This window comes from Actinomycetospora soli, assembly GCF_021026295.1.
GTDB lineage: Bacteria > Actinomycetota > Actinomycetes > Mycobacteriales > Pseudonocardiaceae > Actinomycetospora > Actinomycetospora soli.
The window spans coordinates 1-13,979 of record NZ_JAJNDA010000022.1 but is presented as its reverse complement, the minus strand read 5'-3'; the positions used below and the strand labels follow the sequence as shown (position 1 = coordinate 13,979).

Annotated in this window: 15 protein-coding genes; 8 read left to right on the top strand and 7 right to left on the bottom strand. The window is 73.2% G+C overall.

The window, feature by feature from the left end:
• The first annotated feature begins 2 nt into the window (after nucleotides 1-2).
• From LN037_RS26395 to LN037_RS26385, 3 genes are read left to right on the top strand one after another with little or no spacing between them, the layout of a single operon-like run.
• The gene (locus tag LN037_RS26395) at nucleotides 3-494 is read left to right on the top strand and encodes a cupin domain-containing protein (RefSeq protein ID WP_230759111.1); all 492 of its coding nucleotides are present in this window, start codon (nucleotides 3-5) and stop codon (nucleotides 492-494) included.
• 47 nt (nucleotides 495-541) lie between these two features.
• The gene (locus tag LN037_RS26390; RefSeq protein WP_230759109.1) at nucleotides 542-2,524 is read left to right on the top strand and encodes an MFS transporter; all 1,983 of its coding nucleotides are present in this window, start codon (nucleotides 542-544) and stop codon (nucleotides 2,522-2,524) included.
• Between the two features lie 10 nt (nucleotides 2,525-2,534).
• On the top strand, nucleotides 2,535-3,638 hold the full coding sequence (locus LN037_RS26385; RefSeq protein WP_230759108.1) for a branched-chain amino acid aminotransferase: 1,104 nt from the start codon (nucleotides 2,535-2,537) through the stop codon (nucleotides 3,636-3,638).
• On the opposite strand, the gene cobS is transcribed toward LN037_RS26385, so the two are convergent.
• From cobS to LN037_RS26365, 4 genes are all read right to left on the bottom strand, one after another.
• A complete protein-coding gene (cobS, locus tag LN037_RS26380) occupies nucleotides 3,635-4,423 on the bottom strand; it encodes an adenosylcobinamide-GDP ribazoletransferase (RefSeq protein WP_230759107.1) in 789 nt (262 codons plus the stop codon). The two genes, LN037_RS26385 and cobS, sit on opposite strands and share 4 nt — an antisense overlap.
• Nucleotides 4,420-5,364 (bottom strand): nicotinate-nucleotide--dimethylbenzimidazole phosphoribosyltransferase, encoded by a 945-nt coding sequence (locus tag LN037_RS26375; RefSeq protein ID WP_443611903.1) that lies wholly within the window; start codon nucleotides 5,362-5,364, stop codon nucleotides 4,420-4,422. Before LN037_RS26375 ends, cobS begins: the two co-directional genes overlap by 4 nt.
• A 63-nt stretch (nucleotides 5,365-5,427) precedes the next feature.
• Nucleotides 5,428-5,970, bottom strand: coding sequence for a bifunctional adenosylcobinamide kinase/adenosylcobinamide-phosphate guanylyltransferase (locus tag LN037_RS26370; RefSeq protein ID WP_305059619.1), 543 nt, complete (start codon nucleotides 5,968-5,970; stop codon nucleotides 5,428-5,430).
• Nucleotides 5,967-6,614, bottom strand: a complete 648-nt coding sequence (locus LN037_RS26365) for a DUF3043 domain-containing protein (protein WP_230759105.1) — start codon at nucleotides 6,612-6,614, stop codon at nucleotides 5,967-5,969. The genes LN037_RS26370 and LN037_RS26365 overlap by 4 nt, the downstream gene beginning before the upstream one ends.
• Nucleotides 6,615-6,704: 90 nt before the next feature.
• Between LN037_RS26365 and LN037_RS26360 the strand changes: the two genes are divergently transcribed.
• The 3 genes from LN037_RS26360 (at nucleotide 6,705) to LN037_RS26350 (ending at nucleotide 7,955) form a co-directional block, all read left to right on the top strand.
• A complete protein-coding gene (locus LN037_RS26360; protein ID WP_230759104.1) occupies nucleotides 6,705-7,247 on the top strand; it encodes a glycerate kinase in 543 nt (180 codons plus the stop codon).
• Between the two features lie 9 nt (nucleotides 7,248-7,256).
• Nucleotides 7,257-7,430: a hypothetical protein gene (locus tag LN037_RS26355; protein WP_230759103.1), complete on the top strand. Its 174-nt coding sequence runs from the start codon at nucleotides 7,257-7,259 to the stop codon at nucleotides 7,428-7,430.
• A 168-nt stretch (nucleotides 7,431-7,598) separates the two neighbouring features.
• Entirely contained in the window at nucleotides 7,599-7,955 is a 357-nt protein-coding gene (locus LN037_RS26350; protein WP_230759101.1) for a HesB/IscA family protein, read from the top strand.
• A gap of 133 nt (nucleotides 7,956-8,088) precedes the next feature.
• On the opposite strand, the gene LN037_RS26345 is transcribed toward LN037_RS26350, so the two are convergent.
• Nucleotides 8,089-9,078 carry an adenosine kinase gene (locus tag LN037_RS26345; RefSeq protein ID WP_230759099.1) on the bottom strand — a complete coding sequence of 330 codons (990 nt, stop codon included), beginning with the start codon at nucleotides 9,076-9,078 and terminating at the stop codon, nucleotides 8,089-8,091.
• A gap of 100 nt (nucleotides 9,079-9,178) precedes the next feature.
• Nucleotides 9,179-11,101 carry an asparagine synthase (glutamine-hydrolyzing) gene (gene asnB / locus LN037_RS26340; protein WP_230759097.1) on the bottom strand — a complete coding sequence of 641 codons (1,923 nt, stop codon included), beginning with the start codon at nucleotides 11,099-11,101 and terminating at the stop codon, nucleotides 9,179-9,181.
• Between the two features lie 200 nt (nucleotides 11,102-11,301).
• Here asnB and ctaC point away from each other — a divergent pair, with 200 nt between their 5' ends.
• Entirely contained in the window at nucleotides 11,302-12,225 is a 924-nt protein-coding gene (gene ctaC / locus LN037_RS26335; protein WP_230759095.1) for an aa3-type cytochrome oxidase subunit II, read from the top strand.
• 31 nt (nucleotides 12,226-12,256) lie between these two features.
• Nucleotides 12,257-12,655, top strand: coding sequence for a cytochrome c oxidase subunit 4 (locus tag LN037_RS26330; protein WP_230759093.1), 399 nt, complete (start codon nucleotides 12,257-12,259; stop codon nucleotides 12,653-12,655).
• Between the two features lie 545 nt (nucleotides 12,656-13,200).
• Here the strand turns inward: LN037_RS26330 and istB are convergent.
• Entirely contained in the window at nucleotides 13,201-13,863 is a 663-nt protein-coding gene (istB, locus tag LN037_RS26325; protein ID WP_308286196.1) for an IS21-like element helper ATPase IstB, read from the bottom strand.
• Nucleotides 13,864-13,979 lie beyond the last annotated feature (116 nt).

Below are 13,979 nucleotides of genomic sequence, written 5' to 3'. Positions count from 1 at the left end.
CCATGAGCTTCCCGACGGTCCCCGACGCCGACCCGGGCGTCTACCGCTACCGCGATGAGGCCGAGGTCGCCGGGCCCGCCCGCTTCATCGCCCCCGGCGACGTCGTCGGGGGCGGGTTCGGGCTCTTCGAGTCCGCGGCGGCGCCCGGGCGGATCGGGGCCGTCCCGCACTACCACCAGGGGTTCTCGGAGTCGTTCTGGGTGATCTCCGGGCGGCTCGCGGTGATGAGCGACGACACCTGGCGGACCCTGGGCGAGGGCGACTTCGCGCACGTGCCGGTCAACGGCGTGCACGCCTTCGGGGCCGTCGGCGACGAGGTCGCGCGGTTCCTCATCCTGTTCGTGCCCGGCGCCCCGCGCGAGGAGTACTTCCGACGGCTGGCGGACTGTCTGCAGCGCGGCGCGTCGGCCGACGAGATCGACGCCATGGCGGCCGAGTGCGACCAGGTCAACCTGCGCGACTGGCCCGCGTACGCACGCTTCGCGGAGCTGTGACGGGGCAGGCGTCGACGACAATCCTTTAGCGCAGTACAACTAAAGGCATGTCCCACGATGCCCCGGCGAGTCCGTTTCGCCAACCGAAGGCCGTCTGGGCGGTCGCGTTCGCCTGCGTCATCTCGTTCATGGGCATCGGGCTCGTGGACCCGATCCTCCCGGCGCTGGCGCAGCAGCTCGCCGCGACGCCCGCCCAGGTCTCGCTGCTGTTCACCAGCTACCTGCTGATCACCGCGGTCGCGATGCTCGTGACCGGCTGGGTCTCGAGCCGCATCGGCGCCAAGGCCACGCTCGTCACCGGCCTCGCGATCATCGTCGTGTTCGCGGCCCTGGCGGGCCTGTCCGGCTCGATCGGCGAGATCGTCGGCTTCCGCGCGGGCTGGGGGCTCGGCAACGCGCTCTTCATCGCGACCTCGCTCGCCGTCATCGTCGCGAGCGCCTCCGGCGGCTTCGCCGGCGCGATCATCCTCTACGAGACCGCGCTCGGCGTCGGGATCGCCCTCGGGCCGCTGGTCGGCGGCCTGCTGGGTTCGGTCAGCTGGCGGGCGCCGTTCTTCGGTGTCGCGGTGCTCATGGCGGTCGCGCTGATCGCGACGCTGGTGCTGCTCGACAGGACACCGAGGCCGACCGAGAAGATCTCCCTGGGGGCCCCGCTCGCCGCCCTGCGCCACCGCAGCCTCGCGACGATCGCCCTCACCGCGTTCGCCTACAACTGGGGCTTCTTCACGCTGCTGGCCTACTCGCCCTACTCGATGGGCGACCTGGGCCCCCTCGCGCTCGGCGGCGTCTTCACCGCCTGGGGCGTGCTCGTCGCGGTCTTCGCCGTGTTCGCGGCGCCGGCGCTCGAGCGGCGCTTCGGCACGGTCCGCGTCCTCTACGTCGTGCTCGGCCTCCTCGCGCTCGACCTGCTCGTCATCGCCGTCGGCCAGGGCACCCCGGGCGTCGTCATCGGCGCCGTGATCGTCGCGGGGGCGATGATCGGGCTGAACAACACGCTGGTCACGCAGGCCGTCATGTCCGTCGCCCCGGTGCCGCGCCCGGTCGCCTCGGCCTCGTACAGCTTCGTGCGCTTCCTCGGCGGCGGCCTCGCCCCGTTCGTCTCCGGCCTGCTCGCCGAGGCGTTCCTGCCGAACACCCCGTTCTGGGTCGCCGCGATCGTCGTCGCTCTCGGCATGCTGGTCCTCGCCTCCGCGCACCGGCTGCTCCGTGCCGCGGAGACGGGGTCGGGGTCGGATCCGGGAGCCGTTCCCGACGGCGGGTCGGTGCCGGCGGCGGGGGAGCGTCCCGTCCTCGTCGCGGTCGACGACGCCCCGCACGCGGACGCCGTGCTCGCGACCGGAGCGAGCCTGGCCCGCACCGTCGACGCGCCGCTGCTGCTCGTGCACGTGGCCGAGGACGCGGTTCTCGGCGACGCGGTCGGCTCGGACGCCGCCGTGCTCGACCACGCCACGGCCGTGGTCGGCGACGACCTGCGCGTCGCCGCCGAGTCGCTCCCGCCGGTCACCACGCACGACGCGGTCGGCCCCGCCCTCGCCGAGTTGGCCGCCGCCCGGGACGCCCGCGCGATCGTCGTCGGCAGCCCGCACGGGGGTCCGCTCGCCGCCCTGGCCCGGCCCAGCGCCGACCGCGCGCTGTTCGCCCGCGCCGACCGGCCCGTCGTCGTGGTGCCGGCCGGGATGGCGGCGGTCCCCGGTGTCAGCGGTGGCACACGGCTGACGCCCGACGTCAGCAGCGCGCCACGACCGGCCGTCGGGACCACCTCCGTGCTGACCGGACGGGTGCACGACGGCGCCGACCGTCCCGTCGGGGCCGTGCTGACCCTCGTCGACGCCGACGGCCACCAGGTCGCGCGCACCGAGACCGACGCCGACGGCGCCTTCGGGCTGGCGAACCCGGGCCACGGCACCGGACTGCTGGTCGTGCGCGGTCGTGGCGGCGGGGCGCCCGCGGTGGTGCCGGTCGGGCTCGGCGCTCCGGCGGACCACGACGTCGTGGTCGAGGGCGTGTTCGCCGTCGGGGGTGCGGTTTAGAGTGAGCGCCATGTCGAGCACGGCCTTCGAGGTTCTCCCGCACCCCTCCCCGGCGACGGACGAGCGGGTGGCGGAGGTACTGGCCGCGCCCGGGTTCGGCCGGTACTTCACCGACCACATGGTCACCATCCGCTGGGACGCGGCCCGGGGCTGGCACGACGCGAAGGTCGAGCCGTACGCGCCCCTGCAGATCGACCCCGCGTCGGTGGTGCTGCACTACAGCCAGACGATCTTCGAGGGGCTCAAGGCCTACCGGCAGCCCGACGGGTCGATCGCGTCGTTCCGGCCGTGGGCCAACGCGGAGCGGATGGCGCGCTCGGCCGAGCGCCTGGCCATGCCGCCGCTGCTGGAGGAGCTCTTCCTCGACTCGATCCGCGAGCTGCTCACCGTCGACGCGCGGTGGGTGCCGGCCGCGGGCGGCGAGGAGTCGCTCTACCTGCGCCCGTTCATGTTCGGGTCCTCGTCCGGGCTGGGGGTGCGGCCGAGCGAGGAGTACCTCTACCTGCTCATCGCCTCGCCCGCCGGGGCGTACTTCCCGCGCGGCCTGGCCCCGGTCAGCGTGTGGCTGTCCACCGACTACGTGCGGGCGGTGCCCGGCGGCACCGGTGAGGCCAAGTGCGGCGGGAACTACGCCGCGTCGCTCGCCGCGCAGGCCCAGGCCGCCGCGCAGGGCTGCGACCAGGTGGTGTGGCTCGACGCGCTGGAGCACCGGTGGGTCGAGGAGATGGGCGGGATGAACCTGTTCTTCGTCTTCACCGACGCGGACGGCAACCACGAGGTCGTGACGCCGGAGCTGTCCGGGTCGCTGCTGCCCGGCATCACGCGCCGTTCGCTGCTCGAGCTCGCCCGGGAGGACGGCGCCACCGTCACCGAGCGCCGCATCTCCACCGACGAGTGGGAGAAGGAGGTCGCCTCCGGCGGCCTCACCGAGGTGTTCGCGTGCGGCACGGCGGCCGTGATCACGCCGGTCGGCTCGGTCAAGTACGAGGGCGGGTCGTTCGAGATCGGCGACGGGTCGCCCGGGCCCGTCACCGCGCGCCTGCGTGAGCGGCTCACCGACATCCAGCGTGGTGCGGCGCCCGACCCGCACGGCTGGATGGCGAAGCTGGGCTAGCCCGGGTCCAGGGCGAGGACGGCGAGCGTCACGGTCACCGTGACCTCGCCGACCGCGCCGAACACGTCGCCGTTGACCCCGCCGAGGCGACGGACGGCGTGGCGCGCGAGGAGCACGGCCACGACGGCGGCCACCCCGACCGCCGCGGGGCCCTGCCACCAGCGGCCGGGCACGGCGAGCGTGGCGGTCCCGGCGAGGACGAGCAGCCACAGCACCGGCACGACCGTCGGCTGGGAGCCCGCCACCAGGGCACCGAGCCCGCCCGCGGACGCGGCGGGCACCCGTCGTCGGGCGCACCAGGAGAACGACGCGCGGCCGGCGGCCCAGGCGACGGCGACCCCGACGAGCCCGGCGAGCCCGTGGTGCGCCACCGCGGGGAGGGCGGCGGCCTGCGCCCCGACGACCACGACGAGCGTGACCACGCCGAACGCGCCGGTCGACGGGTCCTTCATGACGGCGAGCATCCGCTCGGCGTCGCCGTAGGAGCCGAGTCCGTCGGCCAGGTCGGCGAGCCCGTCGAGGTGCAGGCCCCGGGTCAGCAGCGCCCCGGCGGCCACGCCGACGAGGCCGGCGAGCAGGTCCGGCGCGCCGAGGGCGAGCAGCCCCAGCACCACCCCGCCGACCACGCCGCCGAGCACGAGCCCGACCAGCGGGACGAGGACCAGGGCGCGGGCCGCCGTGCGGCGGTCGACCGCGTCGGCGCGCACCGGGGCGACGCTGAACCACGACAGCGCGAGCCGGAGGGCCCCGGACCGACCGGACCCGCCGTCCGGACCCGTCGTCACGAGCCCGCGGCCACCCGGGCGGCCATCGTCACCAGCGGCACCGCGGCGAGGGCGCCGGTGGCGGCGCCCGCGCGCAGGTCGAGCAGGAGCAGCGGGTCGAGCCCGAGCACCTCGAGGGCGAGGGCCTGGGCGGGCTCGGTGTCGCGGGTCGCCGCGAGCCACCAGGCGCGGGCCCCGGGGGAGCGGGCGTCGGCGAGCAGGGCGGCCACGCAGACCGCGGCGCCGTCGAGCAGGACCGGGGTGCGGCGACGGGCGGCCTGGGTGAGGAAGCCGACGAGCGCCGCGAGGTCGGCGCCGCCCGCCACCCGCAGCAGCCCCTCCGGGTCGCGCCCGACGGTCTTCGTCCGGCGCAGCGCGTCGCGCACCGCGGCGGCCTTGCGCATCCAGGCGAGGTCGTCGATCCCGGAGCCCCGCCCGACGACCGCCACCGGCTCCCGCGCGCACAGCGCGGCGGCGAGCACCGCGACCGGGGTCGAGATCCCCACCGCGAGGTCGCCCGGGACGAGCAGGTCGGCGCCCTCGTCGACGGCCTCGTCGGCGGCCCGGACCCCGGCGTCCAGCGCGTCCTGCAGCCCGTCCGGGCTCAGGGCGTCCGCCCGGTCGATGCGTCCGCTCGGGCCGTCGCCGACCTCGACGACGCGCACGTCGGCGCCGGCCACGGTCGCGAGCGAGTTGGTGGGGGCGGTGCCCTCCCGGACCGCGGCCAGACGCCGCGCGGTCTCCCCGGCGTCGAAGGCGGAGACCCCGGCGGTGGCGATGCCGTGCTCGGCGGCGAAGAGCACCACGCGCGGCGCGGCGGGCGGACGCGCGGGGGAGCGGGCCTGGCAGGCCGCGAGCCAGCCGGCGACGTCCTCGAGCCGGCCCAGCGCGTGGGTCGGCAGCGGGAGACCGTCGAGGTGGCGGCGGAGGTCGGCGCGGGCGGCGTCGTCGGGTGGTGCCACCGACGGCACGGGGTGCTCCCTTCGGTCGCGTGTGAGGACTACCGACGGTGATGACCGTCGGAACTACTCACGGGGCGCAGCCACCTTAAGCGGCACCGGCAGACCCGCCACGAGCAGCACCACCTCGTCGCACACGGCGGCCAGCTCCGCGTTCAGCAGGCCCAGCTCGTCGCGGAACCGGCGTCCGGCCGACGTCGACGGCACGACGCCGAGGCCCACCTCGGCCGAGACCAGCACCAGGGGCGTGGTCCGCTCGCGTACCGCCGCCACGAGGTCCGCGCGGGCGGCCGCGACGGACGCGGCGTCGCGGGCCCACCCGGCGTCGTCGAGCAGTCCGGTCACCCAGGTGGCGAGGTCGTCGACGAGCACCGGCTCCGGCCGGGACCGGACCGCGTCCGCCGTCCGGGCCCCGTCGACGTCCTCCACGGTCTCCCAGGAGTCGGGACGACGGCGGCGGTGGACGTCGATGCGGTCGGCCCACTCCGGGTCGTCGGCGGGGTCGACCGGTCGCGCGGTGGCGACGTAGACGGCGTGGTCGGTGGGCAGCAGCCCCTCGGCGTGGGCGGACTTCCCGGACCGGGTCCCGCCGAGGACGAGGGTGCTCAGTCGACCGGGGTGCCGGGGGAGACCCGCGGCGCCGGCATGCGGAGCTTGCGGATCTGGGTGGCGCGCGTGAAGGCGTACCAGCCCATCGAGAAGCCCTTGATCTCCTCGTCCGGGAACTTCGCCCGGGCCCGCGCCGAGATCTGGCGGCCGAGCAGCGTGCCCTCCACGACCATCGCGGCGAGCATGCACAGGCACAGCAGGCTGCCGATGTTCTGGATGTTCGGGATCGGGATCACGACGGTGACGAAGATCAGGATCGCGAGGGGCATGAACAGGCCCATGAGGTGGCGGCGCGAGTCGACGAGGTCCCGCACGTAGGCCCGGACGGGTCCGCGGTCGCGGACCGGGAGCACGCGGTCGTCGCCGGCCATCATCCGTTTGCGGCGCTCGGCGGCGGCCTGCCGGCGCTCGGTCTTGTCCCCGCGCAGCGCCTTCGCGCGCTTCATCGCCTCGCGCTGGGTCTTCGGCGCCGGCGCGACGGGCCCGCGGCTGCGGCCCTCGGCGTCCCGGCGCGAGCGCGTCGGGCGGCCCTTGCCCGCCGTCTGGTTGCGCCGCGCGCCCACCGCGACGACGTCCTCGGCCTCGGCGGCCTCGTCGGCGACGGCGCTCTCGGGGGCGGACGTGCCACGACGCAGGAAGTTCACGCCTCCAGGATAGGACACCCGGCGCAGCATCCGGACACCTCGCAGCAGGGGTTCTCGCGGGTCGCGCGCCGGGGCCCTACGGTGCGGGACATGCGCGTGCTCATCGCGCCGGACGCGTTCCGCGGCACCCTCACCGGTGACCAGGCCGCGACGGCGATCGCGGAGGGCTGGACCCGCGGGGCCACCGCCGACGAGATCCGGCGGTCCCCGGTCGGCGAGGCGGCCCACACCCTGGAGATGGCGCCGGAGGAGGAACTGCCGGACCTCGTCGTCACCGGCGAGGGCAGCCTCGAGTTCCGGTCGTTGCGCGACACCGCCGTCGCCGCCCTCGCGGCCGCCGCCATGGCCCGCTCGGTCCCGTGCGTGGTGCTGGCGGGGCAGGTCCACGTCGGTGCGCGCGTCGCGTTCGAGGCCGGGATCCACGGGGCGTACGGCACGGCCGCGGAGGCCGGCTCGGTCGAGGCGTCGATGGCCGATCCCTCGGGCACCCTCACGACGTTGGCCGAGGGGATCGCGGTCCACTGGGGCGGCCGCCGCGGCCGGTCGGACCTGCGGCCGGAGATGCTGCCGCCGCCGCGTCCCGAACCCCTCGTGCCGGGGCCGCGACCCGGGGAGGACGACCCCCCGGAGTGAGGGGACGTCATGGACGACCACGTCGACGGACTCGTCCTGCTGGTGGTGGTCACCGGGGTTCCCGCGCTCGTCCTCGGGACCGGGTGGCAGGTGACGTGGATGCTGGTCGTGGCGGCCTTCGCCCTCGTCCGCGGGTCCCGCTGGCACCACGTGGCCGTGCCGCGCGCCACCGGGACCTCCTGAGACGTGATGGGAGCGCCCGCGATGTGACACCATGGAGATCGCAGGCGAGCCGCGTCCCGCCGTCGTCGGGAGGACCCTTCGGAGACGACGGGGCCGCGCCGGGCGGGAACATCCCGCCGCCCGGCGGGGTTGCACGGCGCGAAACGCATCGGGAGCTCAGGGAGAACCATGACCGTCGAGAACCCCACCAAGACCGAGGAGCACGGCGTCGAGCTCAGCGACGCGGCCTCGAGCAAGGCTAAGGCCCTGTTGGACCAGGAGGGCCGTGACGACATGCACCTGCGCATCGCCGTGCAGCCCGGGGGCTGCGCCGGTCTGCGCTACCAGCTGTTCTTCGACGACCGCACCCTCGACGGCGACCTCTTCCGCGACTTCGCCGGCCTCAAGGTGGCCGTCGACCGCATGAGCGCGCCGTACGTGCAGGGCGCCACCATCGACTTCGTCGACACCATCGACAAGCAGGGCTTCACCATCGACAACCCGAACGCCACGGGGTCGTGCGCCTGCGGCGACAGCTTCAACTGATCGTTCCCGACGACGAGCCCCGGTCCCGCTGCGGACCGGGGCTCTCGTCGTTCCGGGGGCCGTGCACCGACGACGAACGGGCCGCCCGTCACGGTCGTCCGTGACGAACGGCCCGTTCGTGGGTGTCGATGCGTCAGCCGGCCTGCGGCACGTCCTGCGCGACCTTGGCCTTCAGGTTCTCCGGCGGCTGCGCCCCGAGCTGGGCGACCACGTGCGACGCGGCCACCGAGCCCACCCGGCCCGCGACGTCGAGGTCGAGGCCGTGGGTGATGCCGTGGAGGAACCCGCCGGCGTAGGCGTCGCCCGCGCCGGTGGTGTCGACCAGCTCGTCGGCCGGGCGCGACTCGATCTCGTGGCGCACCCCGCCGGTCGCGTAGATCGTGGAGCCCTTGGCGCCGTGGGTGACGGCCACGATCTCGCAGTTGCCGCCCCGGTCCCTCAGCAGCGACTCGATGGCGTCGTCCCCGACCAGCGCCGCGACCTCGTCCTCGTCGGCGACGATGATGTCGATGTTCGCGGCGGCGAGCTCGCGGAAGTACTCACGGTGCCGCTCGACGCACAGTGCGTCGGACAGGCTCAGCGCGACCTTGGCCTCGCTCTTGGCCGACGCGTCGATGATCTTGCCGATCGTCTGCCGGGCGTGCTCGGTGTCGGCCAGGTAGCCCTCGATCAGGGTGACCGCCGAGCCGGCGACCTCGTCCTGGTCGATGTCGGACGGGCCGAGCGCGGTGCACGCGCCCAGGTAGGTGCCCATCGTGCGCTCGCCGTCGGGCGTCACGAGCACCAGGCAGCGCGCGGTGGACGGGCCCTCGGTGAGCGCCGGCGTGCGGAAGCTCACGCCGTGGCTGCGGATGGACTCCGTGAACGAGGTGCCCAGCTGGTCGTCGTGCACCTTGCCGACGTAGCCCGCGTCGGAGCCGAGCGCGGCCGCGATGGCGATGGAGTTGGCGACACTGCCACCGGACCGCTCGGTGGTCTGTCCGGCCTTCGCGTACAGCGACTCCGCCTGGTCCTGGTCGACGAGCGTCATGCCCCCCTTCGGCAGGTCGAAGGCGGTGATGGTGTCGTCGTCGGTCTGCGTGAGCACGTCGACGATGGCGTTGCCGATCCCCAGTACGTCCATCGGGCCGGAGAATCCTCTCGGTTGACTACTCGCTACGGATCAACGCATCACCGTAGGTGAACGACGCTGCTCCGACAGCCCGATCGTTGTCCTGCCCACGTCACGCATAGACCGGGTACACCGGCGCGGGGATCTCGGGACGGATGCGCTGCTCGACGAAGATGCCGTGCCAGAGCATGAAGACCAGCAGCGTCCAGATGCGCCGCGAGTGGTCCACCGGGCCACTGCGGTGCTCGTCGATCAGACGCAGGACGGCCGCCTTGTCGAGGATCGCGTCGGTCTGCGACTCGCGGACGATCCCGCGCGCCCAGTCGAGCATGTCGGTCGCCAGCCAGTGGCGGATCGGCACCGGGAACCCGAGCTTGCGGCGGTGCAGCACGTGCGGCGGCACGATGCCCTCGATCGCCCGGCGCAGGGCGTACTTGGTGGTGCCGTGCGCGATCTTCTGGTCGGTCGGCAGGGCGGAGGCGACCCGGAAGACCTCGGGGTCCAGGAACGGCACCCGCAGCTCCAGCGAGTTGGCCATCGTCATCTTGTCGGCCTTGACCAGGATGTCGCCGCGCAGCCAGGTGAAGAGGTCGACGTGCTGCATCCGCGCCACCGGGCTCCAGTCGCGCGAGCCCTCGTAGAACGAGGCCGTCACGTCGACGTGGGAGAGCTCGTCGTCGTAGGAACGCAGGACGTCGGCGAGCTGGGCCGGGAAGAAGTTCCGGGCGTTGCCGTAGTAGCGCTGCTCCAGCGGCAGCGCGCCGCGCCGCAGCAGGTCCTTGCCGCGCATGCCGGTGGGCAGCTTCTCGCTGAGCGCCCCGGCGAGCTTGCGGACCGCGCCCGGCAGCGCGTCGAACGGCGCGAGCGAGAGCGGCTCCTTGTAGATGGTGTAGCCGCCGAAGAGCTCGTCGGCGCCCTCCCCGGAGAGCACGACCTTGACGTGCTTGCGGGCCTCGCGGGCCACGAACCAGAGCGGGACCAGCGCCGGGTCGGCCACCGGGTCGTCGAGGTACCAGACGATCAGCGGGAGCGCGTCCATCATCTCCTGCGCGGTGACCGTCTTCACCACGTGCTGCACCCCGATGGCGTGCGCCGACTCGGCGGCGACGTCGACCTCGGAGTAGCCGGCGCGCTCGAACCCGGTGGTGAACGTGATCAGGTCCGGGTTGTGCTCGCGGGCGAGGGCCGCGATCGCGGTGGAGTCGATGCCGCCGGAGAGGAAGGCGCCGACGGTGACGTCCGCGCGCATGTGCTTCGCGACCGAGTCCCGCAGCACCTCGGTGATCTCTTCGTGCCGGCGGGTCTCCTCCGCGGCGTCGCCGCGGGGGATCGGGCGCTCGTCGAAGCGCGGGGTGAAGTAGCGCTGCACGGCGATCGGCTCGCCGGGGGAGATGGTGAACGAGCAGCCCGACTCGAGCCGTCGTACGCCACGGTGCAGCGTCGCGGGCTCGGGGACGTACTGCAGCGTCAGGTAGTGCTGCAGGGCCTCGGGGTCGGGCGCCGCCGACGACGCCCCGAGCGGCTCGAGCACCTCGAGCAGGCACTTCTTCTCGCTGCTGAAGGCCACACCGTGTGCGCCCGCGGCGAAGAACAGCGGCTTGATGCCGAACGGGTCCCGGGCGCCGAACAGGACACGCTCGACGGTGTCCCAGATGAGGAACGTGAACATCCCGCGCAGTCGCGGCACCGCGTCGGCGCCCCACACCGAGTACGCCGCCACGATCGCCTCGGTGTCGCCCTCGGTGGCGAAGGTGACCCCGTGGTCGCGCGCGAGCTCCTCGCGCAGCTCGAGGTAGTTGTAGATCTCGCCGTTGAAGATGATCCGGTAGCGCCCGCCGTCGAACTCCAGCGGCTGGTGCGACCCCTCGACGTCGATGATCGACAGCCGCGCGAAGCCCAGGGCGACGTCCTCGTCGGACCACGTCCCCGCCTCGTCGGGACCCCGGTGGCGCATGCAGGGCAGCGCCGCCTCGAGATCCTGGGCGTGTCGTGCTCCCGTCCGCTCGGTGGTGATCCACCCCATCAGCCCGCACACGTCAGCCAGTATGGCGACGGGGTCCGACACCCTCGGACCCGCCCGTGGCGCCCCTCCGACAGCGCGTAGGAGTCAGCTCGGCTAGGCTCCGCGTGTCCGGACCTCGGGTGGGCGGCAGCGCGTCGAACACCCAGGTCGCACGGCCTCGAGGAGGGCAACCAGCAGTGCGCCGAGCAGGGAGTCTTGCCCAGGCCGGGGAGGTGTCGACCACCCGGCGGCGACGTCTGACGCGAGCCGCACAGCTCACCGGTCTCGCCGTCGTCACGGCGCTCACGGCCACGGGCTGCTCGTTCCAGGACGCCATCCGCTTCGGCTGGCCCGTGGGTGTCACCCCCGAGGCCGGGATGATGCGCGAGCTGTGGACCTGGTCCGCGATCGCCGCGCTCGTCGTCGGCGTCATCGTGTGGGGCCTGACCGCCTGGACCGTCGCGTTCCACCGCCGCAAGGCCGGCGCGTCCGAGCTGCCGCGGCAGTTCCAGTACAACCTGCCGCTCGAGCTGGTGCTCACGGTCATCCCGCTGGTGATCGTCGCGGTGCTCTTCTACTTCACCGTCGTCGTGCAGAACGTGGTCGACCGCCAGCCGGCCGGCAACGAGCTCAAGGTCGACGTGGTCGCCTTCCAGTGGAACTGGGAGTTCGCCTACCCCGAGGCGCGCACGCCGAACGGCACGCCCGTCGCCACCGTCGGCACCACCGAGGACGTCCCGCTCCTCGTCCTGCCGACCGACCGGCCGATCTCGTTCACCCAGCACGCCGAGGACGTCATCCACTCGTTCTGGGTCCCCGAGTTCCTGTTCAAGCGCGACGTGCTGCCGGAGCCGGAGAAGAACGACCAGAAGAACACCTGGGTCATCGAGCGCATCGAGCGCCCGGGCTCCTTCGTGGGCCGGTGCGCGGAGTACTGCGGCTCGTACCACTCCATGATGAACTTCGAGGTCCGCGCCCTGCCGGGCAACCTGTTCGACCAGTACATGCAGCTCCGGCAGTCGCTGAACCCGCAGACCCGGCAGCCGTACTCGGCCGCCGAGGCGCTGCAGCAGATGAACTGCGGGGAGCTCTGCTCGCCCACCGCGACCACCACGCGGCCGTTCAACCCGAACCCGACCGACCGCCTGGCGTTCTGATGGTCACGGCAGCTGAGAGGAGCACTCGGCGATGAAGGTCGAGTCCCGGATCTTCGAAATCCTGACCGTCTTCTGCTTCGTCTGCGCGATCGTCTACGGCGTGCTGTCGGGCGAGGAGGTGGGCATCGTCGCGCTGACGCTGACCGGTGGCCTCACCCTCATCATCGGCACGTACTTCCGGTTCGTCGCCCGGCGCCTCGAGGAGCGCCCGGAGGACAACCCGGAGGCGGAGGTCTCCGACGGCGCCGGCGACATCGGCTTCTTCAGCCCGGGCAGCTACTGGCCGCTCGGTGTGGCCGGCGGTGTCGCGCTGACCGGGCTGGGCCTGGCCATCTACCAGTGGTGGCTGATCGTGCTCGCGGGCATCTTCATGATCGTGACGATCTGCGGCCTGGTCTTCGAGTACCACGCGGGCCCCGAGGCCCACTGACGTTCGACCCCGAGGGCCCCTCCTGCTGCGGCGGGAGGGGCCCTTCGTGTGTGTACGGGGGCTTCTCTGGTCGCCTGCGTTCTTGGTCGCGAGATGTACATGAGGCAGCTCCTGGGGCCCGCTGAACTGCCCGGTGTGCACCTCGCGAAGGGCCGGCGAGCGGTACATGGGACTGGTCCCGGGCCCCCCGAGGGGCTGCCTGACGTACCAGTCGCCGAGCTGAGCGCGACGTCGATGCACCGGTCGGGCGCGAAAGTGACATGAGGTAGGTCTTGAGACGCATCGGGATGCCTGGTGTGCACTTCGCGAGGGGCTGGCCGCGGGCCCGTCGCGCGAGAGGCACATGAGGCAGGCCGCGAGGCGCATCAGGATGCCTGGTGTACACCTCGCGAGGGGCTGGCGAGAGGTGCATGTGGCAGGCCCGGAGACGCATCGGCTGCCTGGCTATCAGTCGCGGAGCTGCCGCCGAGCTGATGTCAACGGCGCCTGAATCTGGACCCTCTGGCGACGGCCGAAAACGGACCCCTCTGCGGTTGTTGATCTAGCTAGTCGTCGGTCTTGCCGGCGGCGGGGACGCGGCCGAGGTCGCGGTCCTTGAGGCGGTAGCTGTCGCCCTTGAGGGACACGACCTCGGCGTGGTGGACCAGCCGGTCGATCATTGCGGCGGCGACGACGTCGTCGCCGAACACTTCACCCCAGCGTCCGAAGGGTTTGTTGGAGGTGACGATCAGGCTGGCCTGTTCGTAGCGCGAGGAGACGAGCTGGAAGAACAGGTTCGCGGCCTCGGCTTCGAACGGGATGTAGCCGACCTCGTCGATGATCAGCAGCGGGACCCGGCCGAGCTTGACCAGCTCGTCCTGCAGCCGGTTGGCGTGGTGGGCCTCGGCAAGGCGGGCGACCCACTCGGCGGCGGTGGCGAACGCGGTGCGGTGCCCGGCCTGGCAGGCCCGGACCCCGAGCCCGACCGCGAGGTGGGTCTTGCCGGTGCCCGGCGGGCCGAGGAACACCACGTTGTCCTTGTTCGCGATGAAGTCCAGGGTCCCGAGGTGGGCCAGGGTCTCGCGCTTGAGCGAGCGCTGGTGCTCGACGTCGAAGTCCTCCAGCGACTTTCGCGCGGGGAATCGGGCGGCGCGGACCCGGCTCTCCCCGCCATGGGCCTCGCGGGCGGCGACCTCGCGTTGCAGGCAGGCCGCGAGGGGGCGTGTCACGGCAACCGTGTAAGCAGCGGACGGACCAAGATCGACTTCCGTGCCGGGCATGGTGGTCGGGAAGGACGTCCCAGTGAACGACGAAGATCTTCAGTCGGTCGCCAACGACGCCGCGG